This is a genomic window from Aminobacter sp. P4_D5 (genome assembly GCF_056401815.1).
This window is the reverse complement of record NZ_JBFUIP010000119.1, coordinates 1-17,563: the sequence shown is the minus strand read 5'-3', so window position 1 is coordinate 17,563 and position 17,563 is coordinate 1. Positions and strand designations below refer to the sequence as shown.

18 protein-coding genes are annotated in these 17,563 nt (G+C 63.8%); 5 read left to right on the top strand and 13 right to left on the bottom strand.

Going from position 1 to position 17,563, the window contains the following annotated elements:
* Positions 1-210: 210 nt before the first annotated feature.
* The 3 genes from AC1DWF_RS21900 to AC1DWF_RS21890 all read right to left on the bottom strand — a co-directional run bounded on the left by AC1DWF_RS21900 (position 211) and on the right by AC1DWF_RS21890 (position 3,593).
* Positions 211-1,305, bottom strand: a complete 1,095-nt coding sequence (locus AC1DWF_RS21900; protein WP_476786469.1) for a M24 family metallopeptidase — start codon at positions 1,303-1,305, stop codon at positions 211-213.
* Positions 1,306-1,380: 75 nt separating this feature from the next.
* A complete protein-coding gene (locus AC1DWF_RS21895) occupies positions 1,381-2,973 on the bottom strand; it encodes an ABC transporter substrate-binding protein (protein WP_476804303.1) in 1,593 nt (530 codons plus the stop codon).
* Positions 2,973-3,593, bottom strand: a complete 621-nt coding sequence (locus AC1DWF_RS21890; RefSeq protein ID WP_476788123.1) for a helix-turn-helix domain-containing protein — start codon at positions 3,591-3,593, stop codon at positions 2,973-2,975. The genes AC1DWF_RS21895 and AC1DWF_RS21890 overlap by 1 nt, the downstream gene beginning before the upstream one ends.
* A gap of 260 nt (positions 3,594-3,853) precedes the next feature.
* Here AC1DWF_RS21890 and AC1DWF_RS21885 point away from each other — a divergent pair, with 260 nt between their 5' ends.
* From AC1DWF_RS21885 to AC1DWF_RS21865, 5 genes are read left to right on the top strand one after another with little or no spacing between them, the layout of a single operon-like run.
* On the top strand, positions 3,854-4,846 hold the full coding sequence (locus AC1DWF_RS21885; protein WP_476783599.1) for an ABC transporter permease: 993 nt from the start codon (positions 3,854-3,856) through the stop codon (positions 4,844-4,846).
* Positions 4,846-5,751 carry an ABC transporter permease gene (locus tag AC1DWF_RS21880; RefSeq protein WP_476842049.1) on the top strand — a complete coding sequence of 302 codons (906 nt, stop codon included), beginning with the start codon at positions 4,846-4,848 and terminating at the stop codon, positions 5,749-5,751. The genes AC1DWF_RS21885 and AC1DWF_RS21880 overlap by 1 nt, the downstream gene beginning before the upstream one ends.
* Positions 5,748-6,578: an ABC transporter ATP-binding protein gene (locus AC1DWF_RS21875; protein WP_476788121.1), complete on the top strand. Its 831-nt coding sequence runs from the start codon at positions 5,748-5,750 to the stop codon at positions 6,576-6,578. Before AC1DWF_RS21880 ends, AC1DWF_RS21875 begins: the two co-directional genes overlap by 4 nt.
* On the top strand, positions 6,575-7,318 hold the full coding sequence (locus AC1DWF_RS21870; protein ID WP_476783596.1) for an ABC transporter ATP-binding protein: 744 nt from the start codon (positions 6,575-6,577) through the stop codon (positions 7,316-7,318). The genes AC1DWF_RS21875 and AC1DWF_RS21870 overlap by 4 nt, the downstream gene beginning before the upstream one ends.
* 14 nt (positions 7,319-7,332) lie before the next feature.
* Complete coding sequence (locus tag AC1DWF_RS21865; protein WP_476783595.1) at positions 7,333-7,839, top strand: GAF domain-containing protein; 507 nt, start codon at positions 7,333-7,335, stop codon at positions 7,837-7,839.
* Between the two features lie 38 nt (positions 7,840-7,877).
* Here the strand turns inward: AC1DWF_RS21865 and AC1DWF_RS21860 are convergent, their stop codons facing one another.
* The 10 genes from AC1DWF_RS21860 to AC1DWF_RS21815 all read right to left on the bottom strand — a co-directional run.
* A complete protein-coding gene (locus AC1DWF_RS21860) occupies positions 7,878-8,861 on the bottom strand; it encodes a beta-ketoacyl-ACP synthase III (protein ID WP_476783594.1) in 984 nt (327 codons plus the stop codon).
* Positions 8,858-10,123, bottom strand: coding sequence for an adenosylmethionine--8-amino-7-oxononanoate transaminase (locus AC1DWF_RS21855; RefSeq protein WP_476804287.1), 1,266 nt, complete (start codon positions 10,121-10,123; stop codon positions 8,858-8,860). Before AC1DWF_RS21855 ends, AC1DWF_RS21860 begins: the two co-directional genes overlap by 4 nt.
* Positions 10,120-10,758, bottom strand: a complete 639-nt coding sequence (gene bioD, locus AC1DWF_RS21850) for a dethiobiotin synthase (RefSeq protein ID WP_476783592.1) — start codon at positions 10,756-10,758, stop codon at positions 10,120-10,122. The genes AC1DWF_RS21855 and bioD overlap by 4 nt, the downstream gene beginning before the upstream one ends.
* Positions 10,755-11,891 (bottom strand): 8-amino-7-oxononanoate synthase, encoded by a 1,137-nt coding sequence (locus AC1DWF_RS21845; protein ID WP_476788118.1) that lies wholly within the window; start codon positions 11,889-11,891, stop codon positions 10,755-10,757. The genes bioD and AC1DWF_RS21845 overlap by 4 nt, the downstream gene beginning before the upstream one ends.
* Positions 11,888-12,886 (bottom strand): biotin synthase BioB, encoded by a 999-nt coding sequence (gene bioB, locus AC1DWF_RS21840; RefSeq protein ID WP_476783590.1) that lies wholly within the window; start codon positions 12,884-12,886, stop codon positions 11,888-11,890. Before bioB ends, AC1DWF_RS21845 begins: the two co-directional genes overlap by 4 nt.
* A 53-nt stretch (positions 12,887-12,939) precedes the next feature.
* Positions 12,940-13,791 carry a carboxylating nicotinate-nucleotide diphosphorylase gene (gene nadC / locus AC1DWF_RS21835; RefSeq protein ID WP_476783589.1) on the bottom strand — a complete coding sequence of 284 codons (852 nt, stop codon included), beginning with the start codon at positions 13,789-13,791 and terminating at the stop codon, positions 12,940-12,942.
* Position 13,792: 1 nt separating this feature from the next.
* Entirely contained in the window at positions 13,793-15,331 is a 1,539-nt protein-coding gene (locus tag AC1DWF_RS21830; protein ID WP_476788117.1) for an L-aspartate oxidase, read from the bottom strand.
* Positions 15,328-16,302, bottom strand: coding sequence for a quinolinate synthase NadA (gene nadA / locus AC1DWF_RS21825; RefSeq protein ID WP_476788116.1), 975 nt, complete (start codon positions 16,300-16,302; stop codon positions 15,328-15,330). The genes AC1DWF_RS21830 and nadA overlap by 4 nt, the downstream gene beginning before the upstream one ends.
* Positions 16,303-16,387: 85 nt before the next feature.
* Complete coding sequence (locus tag AC1DWF_RS21820; RefSeq protein WP_476783995.1) at positions 16,388-17,332, bottom strand: NUDIX hydrolase; 945 nt, start codon at positions 17,330-17,332, stop codon at positions 16,388-16,390.
* Between the two features lie 51 nt (positions 17,333-17,383).
* The coding region (locus tag AC1DWF_RS21815; protein ID WP_476842048.1) for a hypothetical protein at positions 17,384-17,563 on the bottom strand (180 nt) is incomplete at its 5' end.

Here is a 17,563-nt window from a genome sequence, read left to right as displayed (position 1 = left end):
GTCAACTGATCGCTCTGCAGCCGATGTAATACGTGAAAAGCCGGGTTCGCCCGGCTTTTCTTTTTTGTGCCGTATCTGTGCAAAAGCCAAGCGAGCCTCGAGGCACGCACCAAAACACAGAAGGGCCGCGGTCAGACCGCGGCCCCTTGAGAATGCCGATGCGATAAAAGGTTTGCTGGGCGGTGCCGCCAGGCTGCCCGCCCAGCGTGGTCAGGCCTTCACGCGGAACGCGTCACGCGGCAGATCGGACAGCACTTCCGCACGATTGCCGCGCAGGATCACGATCTCTTCAAGCCTGAGCCCAAAACGGCCCTGCAGATAGATACCCGGTTCGATCGAAAAGACGTTGCCTTCAGTCAGGATCGTCTCCGACGTGCCGGTGATGTAAGGCGGCTCGTGGATATCGATGCCGAGGCCGTGGCCCGTGCGGTGCAGGAAGAAGTCGCCATAGCCTGCGGCTGCAATCACGTCGCGTGCGGCCTTGTCGACCTCCTTGGCGGCGACACCCGGCTTGGCGGCGGCGATCGCTGCCTGCACGGCGCGCTCCAGAACGCCATGAACCTCATCGAAGCCTTCCGGCTTCTCACCGAACACGCCAACCCGCGTCATGTCGGAGGGGTAGCCGTCCTTGCGGCCGCCGATGTCGATCAACACCGCCTCGTTGGCCTTGAGCTTGCGGTCGCCGGTGTGGTGATGCGGGAAGGCACCGTTCTCGCCGAAGCAGACGCTGGTGAACTCCGGCTTGGCGCCATTGGCGGCGTAGAAGTCGCGGATGGCCTGCGCCACTTCCAGCTCGGTCACGCCTTCCTTGAGGGCTGCGAAGCCAGCCTTCATTGCGCCGTCATTGAGCACCGCGTTCATCTTGAGCAGCGCGTATTCGGCCTCGTCCTTCTGGCCGCGCAGGAAGCTCACCGTATCGGTGAGGAAGCCACGCTCGGCTCCGGGCAAGGCGTCGATTACCAGCAGCGCGAAATCGGCGCGCATGGTTTCGTCGAGGGCGATCTTGAGGTTGCCACGCTCAGCGCCGCAATCCTTGAGCAGCTCGGCAAGTGCTGCCCCAGGGCCGTCGGCGTCGCTCCAGGGATAGAATGGCAGCTTGGTGTAGGGGCGCTGGCTGTCGACATTGAGTCCGGGCATCAGGAAGCCGGCATGGTCCTTGGCGACGATCAGCAGCACCGGGCGCTCGTCGCCATGTGGCGACATGCCGGCAAGCCAGACAAGGTGCGAAGAGGGGCCGACGACCACAAGGTCGGTCCCGGTTTCTGCCATGCGCTCGCGCAGCCGCGCCATCCGCTCTTCGTACATTGTCTCTGCCTTCTTGGAGTTGGGGAGGGGGAATGGGACCGCCCGCAAGGAGCGGTCCCGGTAGCTGTCGGTTCGTCAGTTCTTCTTGACGAGACGGTAGTAAACGAAGTCGGAGGTCGCGCCGTTGACGTAGCCTTCGACGTTCTTCGCCCGCGCCACCTGGGTAGCGGCTTGGAACATGATGACGATCGGCGACTTCTCCTGCACCTTCTTCTGAAGGTCGACATACATGGCGTTGCGCTTTGCCTGGTCAGGCTCGGCAAGTGCCGCCTTGGTCGCCTTGTTCAGCTCTTCCGGCACGGCCCAGCCGTTCCGCCACGTCGTGGTCGACTGGTAGTGGGCGTCGGAATTGTCTTCGTTGTAGGCAAAAGCCTTGGCGTTGGAGTGCGGGTCCATGAAATCGGGGCCCCAGTAGAGCAGCATCGCCTCATGGGTGCGGGCACGGTACTTGGTGATCACCTGCGAGCCTGTGCCCGGGATGATGTTGAAGTTGATGCCGGCCTCGGCGAAGCTCGCCTGCAGCGACTGCGCCATGTCGGTGAACGGCGTCGAGTTGATGACGTCGAGCGTAACGTTGATCGGCGTCTTGATGCCGGCATCAGCCAGGATCTTCTTGGCCTTGGCCGGATCGTAGGTGTAGGGCGTCTCATTGAGCGAGCCGGGGAAGCCCGACGGCCAGAACGCCTGATGCGTCTGCATCTGGCCCTTCAGGAAGGTGTCGGTCATGCCCTTGTAGTTGACCAGGTAGCGCGCGGCATCCCACACGGCTTTCGGCTGCAGGGCAGCGTCCTTCTGGTTGAAGCTCAGGAAGTGCACGGCGGCCTGCGGATAGGTCTCGGTGACCAGCTTGTCCTTGCCGGCGATCGTTGCGATCTGATCCGACGTCAGGTTTTTGGCCATGTCGACGTCACCCGATTCCAGCAGCAGCTGCTGRGTCGCGGCTTCCGCGACGTGGCGGATGATGACGCCCTTGATCGCAGGTGCGCCGTTGAAATAGTCCGGGTTGGCGGTGAGGTTGATGATTTCGCCCGGGCGGAAAGCCTTGAGCACGAACGGGCCGGTGCCGGCCGAGTTGGACTTCAGCCAGCCATTGCCCATGTCGCCATTGGCTTCGTTGGCCTGAAGCGTCACCGCGTCGACCACGGAAGCCGGGCGGGCGGCGAGAACGTTGAGCACGAAGGCCGAAGCGAAGTCGCCCTCATACTTGAGCACGACCTTGTTGCCGTCGGCCTTGACCATGGAATCGAAGTTTTCCGGGGTCCAGCCGAGCTGGGTCAGGATGAAGGCCGGTGCCTTGTTGAGCACGATGACGCGCTTGAACGAATAGACCACGTCTTCTGCGCGCAGCGGGTTGCCGGAGGTGAACTTGACGCCGTCACGCAGCGTAAAGGTGATGGTCTTGTTGGCGTCGTCAGCCGTCCATTCCTTGGCGAGGCCAGCTGCCAGCGTCTTGGTGTCGACGGCATCATATTGTACCAGGCGATCATAGGTCTGGGCGACATATTCGCCCGACGAGAATTCGTAAGCCTCTGCCGGGTCGATGCTGACGATGTCGTCGATGTTTTGCGCCACCACGAGCACGCCCGCAGGTGTCGCCGCGAGGCTCATTCCAGGAGTCATCGGCATCGCCAGCGCCGCAGCAAGCAGCGCGGCCTTGAACAGTTTCATCATTTTCTCTCCTTTTTGGTTCCCATTGTTGTCTCGTCGGCCCTTGAACCGCGCAGGGCCGGATGCTCCGTGCGTGACCTGAACATCGGCAGGGTGCCGGTCCAGAGCATGCGCGCGAACTTGTCAGTGTCGTTGGACCATGAATGCGGACTATTGCCGCGGAAATGCAGGCTGTCGCCAGCCGAAAGTTCCATCTCCTGGTCCTCGAGGCGCTGGGTAATCGAGCCCTCGAGAATGAACAGGATTTCCTCGCCCTCATGGCTGACAGTCTCGGAACGATAGCCCGGCGGGACGTTGAGGACGAAAGAAGACAGGACGTTGCCGGTGAAGTCGGCGGCGATGCGCTCGTAGACGATCGACGAGCCGTCGACGGAGAATCGGTTGCGTTCGGCCGAACGGGTCAGCCCGTCCTCCATGCTGGGCGTGGCGATGAAGTAATCCACACCTACATCGAGGCTACGTGCGATTTGGGCGAGCGTGCCAAGCGAAGGGGTGGCATGATCGCGCTCGACTTGGCTGAGGTAACCGACCGAAATGCCTGCGGCGTCACACAATTCCTGCAATGTCATCGACAGCTTGCGGCGGCGCGCACGGATTAGAGCGCCCACTTTGGGCTGCATCGACGCCGCGTTTTTGCTGGCCTCCGAGGACACGCTTTTTTGCTCCCATCAAAATTTTTTTGATCTAAGCAAAATTATTTGTATAGTCCAAGCGGAATTTTGAGCGACAGAAGACATCCGTGCCGCATCGCCGGCGCGCCAGAGGTGGTGGGAACAAAGACCGCGTGGCATCAGAAACCGACTCCGCCGTACAGGCGCTTCCAGCAGGGCCCGGCGGCTCGTCTCGCAATGCGCGGCACGCCTGGAAAACAGTGAAAGGCGTGCTGGGCTTCCTGGTCGCCATCGCGTTTACCTTTCTTGGCCTCCTTGCCATCACCTTCTTCATTGGCCGCGTCGTGCCGATCGATCCGGTGCTTGCCGTTGTCGGCGACCGCGCCCCGCGCGCCGTCTATGAAGCCGCCCGCATCGAAATGGGGCTCGACAAGCCGCTGATCGTCCAGTTCTTCCACTATGTCGGCAATGTCCTGACCGGCGACCTCGGCATGTCGGTCTCCACCGGCAAGCCCGTTGTCGAAGACCTCAAGCGGGTTTTCCCGGCAACGCTGGAGATGGCGACGCTTGGCATCATGATCGGCGTGCTGCTCGGTGTGCCGATGGGTGTCTACGCGGCAAGCCGCCAGGGCAGCCTGCTCGACCAGGTTATCCGCGTTGTCGGCCTGCTCGGTTATTCGATCCCGGCCTTCTGGCTCGGCCTTGTCGGCCTGGCGCTGTTTTACGCCAAGCTGCAGTGGGTTGGCGGACCTGGTCGGCTCGACATCTTTTATGATGGTATTGTCCCACCGGTCACCGGGCTCGTTCTGATCGACTCCCTGCTTGCCGGCGAAACCGAAATCTTCTTCAACGCCTTGACCCATATCGCGCTGCCGGCTGCGGTGCTCGGCTTCTTCAGCCTGGCCTACATCGCTCGCATGACGCGCTCCTTCATGCTTGACCAGTTGGCGCAAGAATATGTCACCACCGCCCGCGTCAAGGGTGTGTCGGAACGGCTTGTGCTGTGGCGCCACGCTTTCCGGCCGATCCTCGTGCCGCTCATCACCGTCATAGGCCTGTCCTACGCCGGCCTGCTCGAAGGTTCGGTGATGATCGAGACCGTGTTCTCCTGGCCCGGCATCGGTAACTATCTGACCACGGCTCTGCTCAATGCCGACATGAACGCCGTTCTGGGGTCCACGTTGGTCATCGGCGCTGTCTTCATCGGCATCAACAAGATTTCGGACGTGCTCTATCGCGTCCTCGACCCGAGGGCACGCTGATGGCGACGACACGTGATTGGCTTCTCGACGACTCGCCGTCCTCGCGGCTGCAGGCGCGGCTTGGCCGCAGCTATCGCCTGAGCCGCGCACTTTCCCGCAATCCGCTGGCCATGGTCGGCGCGATCATCGTTTTGACGCTTATCCTGGTGGCGTTGTTTGCGCCCTGGATCGCGACCCATTCGCCGATCGGCCAGGATCTCGCCATGCGGCTCAAGCCGCCGAGCTGGGAAAACTGGATGGGCACCGACGAGCTCGGTCGCGATATCTGGAGCCGCGTCGTCTATGGCGCGCGCATCACGCTGATGATCGTGGCGCTGGTTGCAGTGCTTGCAGCTCCAGTCGGGCTGATCATCGGTGCCGTCGCCGGCTATTTCGGCGGCTGGACCGACCGTTTCCTGATGGGCATCACCGACATCTTCCTGTCGATGCCCAAGCTGATCCTGGCGCTGGCTTTCGTCGCGGCGCTTGGACCCGGCATCCAGAACGCCATTATCGCCATCGCGATCGCCACCTGGCCGGGCTATGCCCGCATCGCCAGGGCCGAGACGCTGACGATCCGCAATTCGGAATTCGTCGCGGCGGTCGAGTTGCAGGGCGCGTCGTCGTTCCGCGTTATCGTCAACCACATCCTGCCGCTGTGTACGTCTTCTATGATCATCCGCGTCACCCTCGACATGGCCGGCATCATCCTGACCGCCGCAGGCCTCGGCTTCATCGGCCTCGGCGCTCAGCCGCCGCTTCCCGAGTGGGGCGCCAYGATCTCGCGCGGCCGCTCCTTCATCCTCGACCAGTGGTGGGTGGCGACAATGCCCGGCTTTGCCATCGTCATCGTCAGCCTCGGCTTCTGCTTCTTGGGTGACGGCCTGCGCGATGTGCTTGATCCCAAGCATGGAGATCGGCAATGAGCGCCCTGCTTAAAATCCGCAATCTGAAGGTCACCTTTCCGACGGCCCGTGGCCCGGTCGACGTGGTCAAGGGCCTGTCGCTGACGCTTGGGCGCGAACGCCTCGGCATCGTTGGCGAGAGCGGCTCTGGCAAGTCGATGACCGGCCGCGCGATCCTGCGGCTCATCCGTTCGCCCGGCCGGGTCACCGCCGACGAAATGACTTTCAATGGCTCAGACCTTTTGTCGCTGTCTGAAAAGCAGATGCGCGCCGTTCGTGGCGCCCGCATTTCGATGGTCATGCAGGATCCGAAATTCTCGCTGAACCCGGTCATGACCATCGGCGCCCAGATCGCCGAGGCACTTCTGACCCATCAGAAGCTTGGCCGCGGCGACATCCGCAACCGCACGCTCGCCATGCTGGAAGCCGTGCGCATCAACGATCCCGAACGCGTGCTCGGGCTCTATCCGCACGAGGTTTCGGGCGGCATGGGCCAGCGCATCATGATCGCCATGATGCTGATCCCCGAGCCCGATCTGTTGATCGCTGACGAACCGACATCGGCGCTCGACGTCTCGGTGCAGGCCCAGGTGCTCGAGATCATCGACGACCTGGTCAAGCGCAAGGGCATGGGCCTGATCCTGATCAGCCACGACCTGGACCTCGTTTCGGCCTATTGCGACCGCATCCTGGTGATGCGCAGCGGCGAGGTGGTCGAGGAATGCGATGCCGGCGAGCTCAAGAACGCCAAGCATCCCTATACGCGCGGTTTGCTCGCCTCGATCCCGCGCATCGACGAGAGCCGCGACGAGCTTCCTGTCCTCGAACGTACTGGGGCTTCGACATGAGCGCGCTGGCGATCGACAATCTCGACATCTCCTACGGCGAGTCGAAGGTCACCCACGGCATCGGCTTCAACGTCGCCGAGGGCGAGAGCTTCGCTTTGGTCGGCGAGAGCGGCTCGGGCAAGACCACCGTGCTCAAGGCGATTGCCGGCATGGCCAAGAGCTGGACCGGCTCCATCTCGGTGTTCGGTGAGCCGCGCACGCACGGCATCGACCGTGGTTTCGCCAAGCAATGCCAGATGGTGTTCCAGGACCCATATGGCTCACTGCATCCGCGCAAGACGGTCGACGCGACGTTGAGCGAGCCGCTTGCCATCCATGGCATTGGCAATAGTGGTGAGCGCGTGGACGAAGTCATGCAGTCGGTCGGCCTCGACCGCCGCTTCCGCTTCCGCTTTCCGCACCAGCTGTCGGGCGGCCAGCGCCAGCGCGTGGCGATTGCCCGCGCGCTGATCCTCAAGCCCAAGATGCTTCTGCTCGACGAGCCGACTTCGGCGCTCGACGTATCGGTACAGGCGGAAATTCTTAACCTGCTCAAGCGCCTGCGCCGCGAGCAGGGGCTGACCTATCTGATGGTCACGCACAACCTGCCGGTCGTTTCGTTCCTGTGCGACCGCCTTGCCGTCATGCGCCACGGCCGTATCGTCGAGATCGCCGATGTCGACCAGCTCAAGCGTAGCGCGCTTGTCGATCCCTATTCGCGCGAACTGACCAAGTTCAGCGCGGCCCATCTCCAGAACTGAAATAGAGGTAAGTCATGACAGAAACCAATTTCGCCGAGGCGCTGGCCGCCTTCGATGCCGCCATTGCGACCACGACCGAAGTCGAGGGCGTGTGGAAGGCGCTTCAGGCCTTGGCCGACGTCGTTGTTGGCGCGAAGCTGTTCACGGTCATGAAGCTCGACTGGGCCAATGAGCTTTCGGGCCGCACCTACACCAGCCACCCCGACGCCTATCCGGTTTCCGGAACCAAGCCGATCAACCGCACGCACTGGTTCGACACGATCCACGTCCAGCGCAAGCCGTTCGTCGCCAATACGATCAAGGACATCGCCGACGTGTTCCCCGATCACGAGACGATCTGGTCGCTCGGCTGTGGCTCGGTCCTCAATTGGCCGGTCTTTGTCGGCGACACCATGCTCGGCACGGTCAACATGCTGCACGAAGAGCACTTCTACACGCCGCTGCGTGTCGAAGCGGCCAACCAGCTGTCGCTGGCAGCCAAGACCGCCTTCCTCGCTGTCGAGCACCTCGAACGCCGCTAAAACATGATCTGGCCGGGTCGCCTGGCGGCCCGGCCTTTTCACATTCCCACCACCAGCGCCCCTCCGGTGAGTCCAGCGCCTGCTGCAGCGAGCAAGAGCTTGTCGCCGCGGCGGAACGCTTCGGCCCGATGCGCGACCGACAGCGACAGCGGGATGGTGGCGGCTGATGAATTGCCATAGTCGGCGATCGTCTTGACGATGCGCTGGTCCTCGATGCCAAGCGACTTGCCGACAGCGTTGAAGATGCGGGCATTGGCCTGGTGCGGCACGAAGCGGGCGATGTCTCCAGCGCCCAGCTTTGCCCCAGTAAGCGCCTCTGCCGAGCAGCGGCTCATCATCTCCACCGCCTTGACGAAAACCTCGCGGCCATTGGCGATGGTCATGCGTGTTTCGGCGATGTCCAGCTCGTCTGAAAACGGCCGGCTGCTGCCGCCGGACGGAATCTGGATCAGGCCGTAGCCCGAACCGTCCGACGCCACCGAAGCGCCGAGAATGCCCTTTTCAGGATCGTCCGACGGGCCAAGTACGACCGCACCCGCCGCGTCAGCGAACAGCACAGCGCTTGCGCGCTCGGCCGGGTTGATGCGGCGGCTCAGGATGTTGGCGGCAATGACGAGTGCCGGCTTGTTGTGCAGGCGCACGAACCCGTCGGCGAAGGTCATGGCATAGATGAAGCCGGCGCAGGCGCCGGCAAGGTCGACACCGCCGGCACCGTTGAGGCTGAGCTTGTGTGCAACCAGCGGGGCGCTGGGCGGCAACAGATGATCGGGCGTGGATGTCGCGAGCAGCAACAGCCCGACCTCGGTGCGGTCGATGCCAGCGGCTTCGAGCGCCATGTCGCCGGCCTTGGCCGCCAGATCAGATAGCGTGTCGTGGGGCTCGGCCCAATAACGCGAGCGGATGCCGGTGCGCCCTTCGATCCAGCCAGATTCCAGTCCGAGACTGGCCTCGATCTCGGCGTTCGGCACCTTTCGCGAGGGAACATGGTGGCCGAAGCCGAGGATGCGCGCCGAACGGATCACCCGGCGCGTCCCACGAGGTCGGCGGCTTCATCGACGGCATCGTAGAGCTGGTCGAGTTCGCCAGAGGCCACGCAGTAGGGCGGCAGCACATAGATGACATTGCCGAGCGGCCTGACCAAAAGCCCGCGTTCGAGGAAGAATGCCCGGAGTTTCGGCCCGACCTCGGCGAGATAACCGGCCTTGCCGACGCGCAGGTCGAGTGCCGCAATCGTGCCCGTCGTGCGCACGTTTTCGAAGCGGTCGTCGTTGCGGAACCGCGACAGCTTTTCCGCCTGCATACGCGACAGATCGGCGACGCGCTCGGCCACCGGCTCATCGCGCCATATCGAGACATTGGCGAGTGCCGCGGCACAGGCGATGGGGTTGGCGGTGTAGGAACTCGAATGGAAGAAGGTCTTGGCGCGGTCTTGTGAAAAATGCGCGCGAAAGACGGCGTCGGTGGCGAGCGTCGCGGCGAGCGGCAGAGAGCCGCCGGTCAGGCCCTTGGACGTGCACAATATGTCGGGCGCAATACCGGCCTGCTCGCAGGCGAACATCGTGCCGGTGCGGCCCCAGCCGGTCATCACCTCGTCGGCGATGACAAGCGTGCCGGATTTCTCTGCGATGCGCTTGAGTTCGGTCAGCGCCCATGCCGGATACATCAGCATGCCTCCGGCGCCGAGCACCAGCGGCTCCGCAATCAGCGCAGCTGCCTTGCCGTCCCGCGTTAGTGCCTCGAAGCGGTCGAGTGTTTCCTGCTCGCGGCCCGGCGTGGGGAAGGGGATGGTGTCGACCTCAAACAGCAGCGGGTCGTAGGCGGCGTTGAACACCCCGCGCGCGCCCACGCTCATCGTGCCGATCGTATCGCCGTGATAGCTGTGTTCCATGACGACGATGCGCGAGCGCGCCGCGCCGTTGTTGCGGTGGAAGCCGAGCGCCATCTTCAAAGCCACCTCGACGCTGGTTGAGCCGCTGTCGGAATAAAACACCCAGTCGAGCCCGGCGGGCGCCATTTCAACCAGCGCTGATGCGAGCAGTTCGGCTGGTTCATGGCTCAGCCCGGCGAAAATCACCTGGTCGAGCGTTTCCGTTGCCGTGCGGATTGCCGAAACAATCTTTGGGTGCCGGTGGCCGTGAGTGATGACCCACCAGGACGAGATCGCATCGAGGATGCGCTTGCCGCCAGCGGTCTCGACAAAGGCACCCTCGGCGCGCGCGATGGTCGGCGGCACAGGCTCGGTGGCGTGCTGGGTGAAAGGGTGCCAGACAGCGGAACGGCTCATTGCTGAGGCTCCAGGAAATCTGTGGCGTTGAACGAAGCACGCATGGCAGCGGCGAGCGATTCCGGTGTCAGTGGATCGAGGCGAGGCAGGCGACCCAGCACGCGGACCTTGCCCATCTCCGCAATGGTCCGCTGCGTGTCCGGCATCTCGTCGCCGATGAAGGCGACGCCGAGCAGTGGGATCGAACGGCTGCGCAGCGCTTCGATCGACAAAAGCGTGTGGTTGATCGTGCCGAGCCCGGTACGGGCGCAAAGCACTACCGGCGCTTGCCAGCGGGCAAAGACGTCGATGTAGAGCGCTTGCCTGTTGATAGGGACCATTAGTCCACCGGCGCCTTCGACGATGAGGGGGCTTTGGGTGACTGGCAATGCGAGCTTGCCGATGTCGATCTCCACGCCGTCCAGTTCGGCGGCGCGATGCGGCGAAAGCGGCGCGTTGAGGCAATACGCCTCGGGCAGGATGCGCTCGGCCGGTAGGCCGCAAAGCCGCGCCACGATCTCGCTGTCGGTCTCGTCTTCGATGCCCGATTGCACCGGCTTCCAGTAGGTGCCGTCGAGCAGGCCGGCGAGCCCGGCCGAAAACACAGTCTTGCCGATGCCGGTGTCGGTGCCGGTGACGACGATGGCGTTGTTCATTGCTTCCATTCCTCGGCAAGCGCGTCGAATAGCGCGACGACATCCGCCTCATCGATATTCAAGGTAAGCGAGACCCTGAGCCGCGCCGTGCCTTCGGGCACAGTCGGGGGCCGGATGCCGCGCACGTCGAAGCCGCGTTGCTGAAGCGCTTCGGCCAGCGCCATGGCGCGTCCGTTGTCGCCGACGATGATCGGCAAGATCTGCGAGCCGCTTGGCTTGAGGCCGATTGCCTCGGTCCTCGCACCAGCCAACGCGACAAGCCGGGCAAGCTTTTCACGCCGCTCAGGCTCGTCGGCGAGGATATCGAGCGCTTCCATTGCAGCGACCGCCATCAGCGGTGAGGGTGCGGTGGCGTAGATGAAGGGTCGGCAGCGGTTGACGATGTAGCCTGCGAGCGTCGCTGGCGCGGTGACGAGAGCTCCTGAGCCGCCCAGCGCCTTGCCGCATGTGTGCAGCACAATGACGTTGTCGCGGCCTTCGAGATTATACGCCAATCCGCGGCCGTCAGGCCCGTAGACGCCGGTCGCATGCGCCTCGTCGACGAACAGGAAAGCGTCGTTCCGATCGGCAATGGCCAGCAGGTCGCTCAGCGGAGCGACGTCGCCATCCATGCTGTATAGGCTCTCGGCAACGATCCAGGCACGGCCAATCCCGCCGCTGGCGCGCCAGGTGCGAATGGCGGTGTCGACTGCTTCAGGATCATTGTGCGCGGCCTCCACCATTTCGGCGCGCCCGGCGCGTGCACCTTCATGGGCGCTGGCATGAATCAGCTCATCGAGCACGACCAGGTCGCCCTTTTGCGGCAGGGTCGTCAGCACGGCGAAATTGGCGATGTAGCCGCCGCCGAAAAGCAGCGCGCGTTCGGTGCCGAAGAAGCTCGCCGCCTTGGCCTCCAGCGCCTCATGCTCCGGGTCGTTGCCGCGCAACAGCCGCGAGCCGGTGGCGCCGACAGGCGTGCCGTTGGCAAGGGCGGTTGCGACCGCATCAGCCAAACGTTTCGACCCGGCGAGGCCTATGTAATCGTTCGAGGCGAAATCGAGCCCGGCGCGGGCGCTGAGCGTCCGCAGCCGGCTCTTTCGGGCCAGCCCGCGCAGGCTGGTCTCGTAGCGGTCGAGCAAGGCTCGCCCGCTCACTGGGCGCCGCGCTCCATCGGCTCGATGCCGAGACGGCGGAAAAGTGCGCTGTCCTTGTCTTCCCCAGGGTTTTCGGCGGTCAGAAGCGTGTCGCCGACAAAGATCGAGTTCGCCCCGGCAAAGAAGCACAGCGCCTGCATTTCATCGCTCATCGCTGTGCGGCCGGCCGACAGGCGCACATGCGACTTCGGCATCATGATGCGGGCAAGGGCTATGGTGCGGACGAATTCGATCGGCTCGATGGGCGCGGCTTCGGCGAGCGGGGTGCCGTCGATCGGGATCAGCATGTTGATCGGCACGCTGTCGGGATGCTCCGGCAGATTGGCAAGCGTCACCAGCATGTCGACGCGGTCGAGCGCCTGCTCGCCCATGCCGACGATGCCGCCGCAGCAGACCTTGATGCCGCTGTCGCGAACATTGGCCAGCGTATCGAGCCGGTCGGCGAAGCTGCGCGTCGAAATGATCTCGTTATAGTAGCGTTCCGAMGTGTCGATGTTGTGATTGTAGTAGTCGAGACCGGCGCGCTTCAATTGCCGGGCCTGGTCGAGATCGAGCATGCCGAGCGTCATGCAGGTCTCCATGCCGAGCGCCTTGACGCCCTCGACCATGGCCACCACGGCATCCATGTCGCGCGCCTTGGGGCTGCGCCACGCCGCACCCATGCAATAGCGCGTCGCACCCGCATCGCGCGCCTTCTTGGCCTCGGCGAGAACGCGCTGCACTTCCATCAGCTTGGAGGCCTTGAGGCCGGATTCGTGATGCGCCGACTGGCTGCAATAGCCGCAATCCTCGGGGCAGCCGCCGGTCTTGATGGAAAGCAGTCGCGAAAGCTGGACGCGATTGGGGTCGAAATTCTGCCGGTGCACCGTCTGCGCACGGAAGAGCAGGTCGTTGAAGGGCGAATCATAGATCGCCCGTGCCTCCTCAAGCGTCCAGGCCGGGCGCATGCCGTTGAGCTGTTGCGAAGTCCCGTTCAAGTGCATTTCGGCCGTCATGCGGTCTCCATCGCCTGCGTTGCTTCCCCACCGGGGCGGGACAATTGCCCCGATCAGCCGATCGTGTCCAGCCCAATGTCCAGGATCGGCGCGCTGTGGGTCAGCCAGCCGATCGAAATCAGGTCGACGCCGGTGGCGGCGATGGCCGGTGCTGTGGCCGGCGTGACACGGCCGGATGCTTCGGTGATGGCGCGTCCGCCGACCATGTCCACCGCGCGGGAAAGTTGCTCGGTGGTCATGTTGTCGAGCAGCACCGCATCGACACCGAGCGCCAGCGCTTCGTCCAATTGGTCGAGCGTGTCGACCTCGGCCTCGATCTTCACCAGATGGCCGACACCGGCCCTGGCGCGCTCGATCGCCTGTTTCACGCCGCCTGATATGGCTATGTGGTTGTCCTTGATCAGCACGGCGTCGTCGAGGCCGAAACGGTGGTTGGAGCCGCCTCCGGCACGCACGGCGTATTTTTCGAGCGCGCGCAGGCCGGGCGTGGTCTTGCGCGTGCACACGATGCTCGCCTTGTGGTCGCGCACGGCCTCCACAATCGCCGCCGTCGCGCTAGCGATGCCGCTGAGATGACAGAGGAAGTTGAGCGCAACGCGCTCGGCGGTCAGAAGGCCGCGTGCTGGGCCGCTCAGCGTGGCGATGGTTTCGCCTGCTGCGATCGCACTGCCGTCTGGTTTTGCCACTTTCATCTCGATGGCTGGATCGATCAGGCGAAAGGCAAGTGCGGCAAGATCGAGTCCGGCAACGAAGCCGGGCTGGCGCGCGGCGAGCACAACCGTCGCTCGCAGGTCGGCAGGCACGATGGCGTCGGTGGTGAGGTCGCCGGCGCGGCCGAGATCTTCGAGCAAAGCGGCGCGAACCAGTGGTTCCAGCATGATCTGGGGCAGGGGTGTCAGGGTCATTTCAGGCGCTCCGGGCAAGCGGTGTGGCAGCGAGTTCGACAGCCGCTTTGAGTGCGGAATCAAGGGTGATTTTAGAACGGCGTCCAACAGTGTTGTTGGGAGGGAAATCCGTCCGGCAATGGGCGCCACGGCTTTCCTCGCGCTGGAGCGCTGAGACAACCATCATCAGCCCCACTATTGCCGGATCGGAGGCGGCGGAACTGCGCGTAGCAAGTGGCAGCAACGCGGAGGCCGCCCCGCGCAGTCCGTCGCCGTCGCGCAGGACGCCCAGAGCAGATGAAACGATGTTGCGCACCAGCGATGGATCGGAACGCACCGGTATAGCGGTGTTTGCCAGGAATTTCCGGCTATCAGCGGCAACACCTGCCACACTCCTAGCGATCCAACTTGCCGTCACCACTGCCTCTGTCAGCGAGTTGCTGGCGAGCCTGTTGGCGCCGTGCAGCCCGGTCGAGGCGACCTCGCCGCAGGCCCAAAGGCCAGCCACCGAAGTGCGGCCCTCTGCGTCCACGGCAACGCCGCCCATGTGGTAGTGCGCCGCCGGGCGTACCGGGATTGGCTGAACCGCAGGGTTGATGCCGGCTTCGCTGCAGAACGCTTCGATGGCCGGAAAACGGCTCGCGAAGGCCTGGCCGAGGCATCGCCTGGTATCGAGAAAGACGCGATGGCCACGCGCCAGGTGACGGAAGACGCCGCGTGCCACTGCATCGCGAGTGCCAAGTTCCGCGCCCGGAAGATCGGCAAGGAAACGCCGGCCCGTCTCGTCGACCAGCACGGCGCCTTCGCCACGCACAGCCTCGCTGATCAGCCGCATCGGCCGCTGCGGGCTGTCGAGCGCGGTGGGGTGGAACTGCACGAATTCGAGATCGGCGAGTTCCGCACCAGCGCGCGCGGCAAGCGCCAGGCCCTGGCCGAAGCATCCGAGCGGGTTGGTGGTGTCGTGGAACAGGCCGCCGATACCGCCGGTCGCCAGCACGACACGACCGGTCGCGAGTGCCAAGTCGCCGTTGTTTCCTGCAGCAAGCAGGCCCGAAATCGCGCCGTCCTCGACCAGGAGCCGTCGCGCCTCAAACCCTTCGATGACCGCAACCGAGGGCGTTCGCCTGACCACAGCGACCAGCGCGCGCATCAGCTCACCTCCGGTCGCGGCACCCGCCGCATGCACGATACGGCGGCGGCTATGGGCTGCCTCCAGCCCAAGATGGAGCTCGCCGCTGGGCGCTCGATCAAAAGCAACGCCGAGACGCTCCAGCTTCTCGATTGCCTCTGGCGCCGCCTCGACGATGCGCCTGACTGTAGCCTCGTCGCACAGCCCGCCGCCGGCGGCGAGCGTATCGGCAATGTGTAGGGCGGGGCTGTCGTCCGAGCCGATACATGCCGCCAGTCCGCCCTGGGCCAGCGCGCTTGACGCGTCGCCGCCGAGCGGTGCGGCCGACAGGAGCACGACCGGTTCCGGCGCCAGTTCCAGTGCCGTCATCAGCCCGGCGAGCCCGCCGCCAATGATGACGGGACCGCCCGCGAGGTCGCCCATTTCGCTCATACCGCCAGCATCCGCTCGACCGCCAGGCGGGCGCGGGCGGCAACCGCAGGGTCGATGGTCACGGCATGCTGGTTCAGTTCGAGTGCGGAACGGATGTTGCCAAGGGTGATCCGCTTCATGTGCGGGCACAAATTGCAGGGGCGAATGAACTCGACATCGGGGTGCTCCACAGCGACGTTGTCGCTCATCGAGCATTCGGTCACCAGCACCACGCGCGACGGCTTTTTCGTGCCGACATAATCCGACATGGCAGCTGTCGAGCCGGCGAAATCGGCCTCGGCAACCACTTCCGGCGGACATTCTGGGTGTGCGAGCACCGTGACACCTGGATGTGCGGCGCGCATTTCGCGGATGTCTGCCGGCGTGAAGCGCTCATGCACCTCGCAGTGGCCTTTCCAGGCGATGATCTCGACATCGGTCTGGGCGGCGATGTTCTGCGCCAGATATTCGTCCGGCAGCATCAGCACGCGCGGCACGCCGAGCGACTCGACCACTGCCTTGGCATTGCCCGAGGTGCAGCAGATGTCAGACTCGGCTTTCACCGCAGCCGAGGTGTTGACGTAGGTGACGACGGGCACGCTGGGATAACGCTGGCGCAGCAGTCGAATGTCTTCGGGCGTGATCGAATCGGCCAGCGAACAGCCGGCACCCATGTCGGGGATCAGCACGGTCTTGCCGGGATTGAGCAGCTTTGCGGTCTCGGCCATAAAGTGCACGCCGGCCAGCACAATGACGTCTGCCTCGACTTCCATCGCCTTGCGGGCCAGCGCCAGGCTGTCGCCGACGATGTCGGCGACGCAGTGGAATATCTCAGGGGTCTGGTAGTTATGCGCCAGGATAACCGCGTTGCGCTCGCGTTTGAGCCTCAGGATCGCGTCGATGTCTTGGGAAAACACCGGCCATTCGATAGCGGGTATGACGCGCTGGACGCGGTCATAGAGCGAGGCAGCGGAGAGAGACATGCCAGACATTTGCCATCCTTATTATGCTCGTACTGAGTATAATAAGGATATATGCTTAGCATGAGCATAAGGCCTGTCAAGCGCTGATGTTTGGCTATTTGGTTCCGGCGACCGAACGTTCGTCGAGAACCGCATGGCGGAAGCGGAACAGTTTTGCCGGCCTCCCGCCGGTGTCGGAGCTCATGTCGCCTGTTTCTTCGACCAAATCCTGCTGCTCGATCAGGCGGCGAAAATTCTGCTTGTGGACGGTAAGCCCCGCTAGTGCTTCCACGGCGCGCTGCAATTGCAGCAGCGTGAATGCGGGCGGCATCAACTCGAAAACCACGGGCCGATATTTGATCTTGGTCCTGAGACGGGCGATGCCGGTGGCAAGAATTCGGCGGTGATCTCCGCTCATCGAGCGGCTGGGAGCGGTGGGCGCGTCGCCAATGCCCTTGGCTCGAATGGCTTCCTCGACCAGTTCGGCCTCGTAGAGCAGTTCGTAGCGCTGTAGAACGAGCTCTTCGTTCCATTGACGGTCGTCGAGGCCAAAGGCACTTGCGGCGCGCCGCAGGCGGTTCTGGCGCTTGTCCTGCTGGCTGGCCCCGTCGGCCCATTGGCGTAGCCGTGGCACGATGATGTCCTGGATGATTTCAGGCGCGCCGGTGCGGTGGTCTTCCCATGGGAAGAACTCGTACCAGCTGCGCCAGCTGCCGGGCGGCGTGCCATGCGCCGGCTCCTCGCGTGTCAGGCCGAGGTAGCTGATCGAGATGACCCGGCTGGCCAACTCGTCGCTGTCGCGGTCGCGGTCGGCGAAGGTGTAGAGCTGTTCGATATAGCCGAGCGGATGACCGGTTTGCTGCTCGACCCAGTCGCGCAAGCCCGATTGCAGCGACCGGTGGCCGAGCTCGAACGGACCGGAGGGCAGGGCGGTCGCATCCTTGATCGTCAGCACCATCGGGTTGCCGTTGGGGGCAGCGACAAGCACAGCGATCAGATCCGCGCTGATCGCGTGACGCCCCGCTGCACTTTGTTTGCTCACCCCTGATGTATCCCGCATCTTGCCCTTGTTGGTTCCGGTTGGCCGCCAGACAGACTAGAGGTCAACACCCTATCGCCTGTCATCCTCCAAGACCATGCACAGTGGTTCGCAGCTTTTGGCCTGCAGGGGCAAGAAAATCCACATTGTGAACAGGGATTTGGAAGTGACGATAGGTAAGAGCATGTTTTCATCTGCAAGCGGACGCCAGTCATGGTCGGGCATCGCACACAACCATGGCCAGGGACAAAC

Bases quoted from the DNA above. Each gene is read 5' to 3' on its own strand.
- AC1DWF_RS21900 (WP_476786469.1), bottom strand. From the start codon at position 1,305: ATGTACGAAGAGCGGATGGCGCGGCTGCGCGAGCGCATGGCAGAAACC.
- AC1DWF_RS21865 (WP_476783595.1), top strand. From the start codon at position 7,333: ATGACAGAAACCAATTTCGCCGAGGCGCTGGCCGCCTTCGATGCCGCC.
- AC1DWF_RS21890 (WP_476788123.1), bottom strand. From the start codon at position 3,593: ATGCAGCCCAAAGTGGGCGCTCTAATCCGTGCGCGCCGCCGCAAGCTG.
- nadC (WP_476783589.1), bottom strand. From the start codon at position 13,791: ATGACCCTGACACCCCTGCCCCAGATCATGCTGGAACCACTGGTTCGC.
- AC1DWF_RS21870 (WP_476783596.1), top strand. From the start codon at position 6,575: ATGAGCGCGCTGGCGATCGACAATCTCGACATCTCCTACGGCGAGTCG.
- bioD (WP_476783592.1), bottom strand. From the start codon at position 10,758: ATGAACAACGCCATCGTCGTCACCGGCACCGACACCGGCATCGGCAAG.
- nadA (WP_476788116.1), bottom strand. From the start codon at position 16,302: ATGTCTGGCATGTCTCTCTCCGCTGCCTCGCTCTATGACCGCGTCCAG.
- AC1DWF_RS21855 (WP_476804287.1), bottom strand. From the start codon at position 10,123: ATGAGCCGTTCCGCTGTCTGGCACCCTTTCACCCAGCACGCCACCGAG.
- AC1DWF_RS21875 (WP_476788121.1), top strand. From the start codon at position 5,748: ATGAGCGCCCTGCTTAAAATCCGCAATCTGAAGGTCACCTTTCCGACG.
- AC1DWF_RS21830 (WP_476788117.1), bottom strand. From the start codon at position 15,331: ATGAGCGAAATGGGCGACCTCGCGGGCGGTCCCGTCATCATTGGCGGC.
- AC1DWF_RS21820 (WP_476783995.1), bottom strand. From the start codon at position 17,332: ATGCGGGATACATCAGGGGTGAGCAAACAAAGTGCAGCGGGGCGTCAC.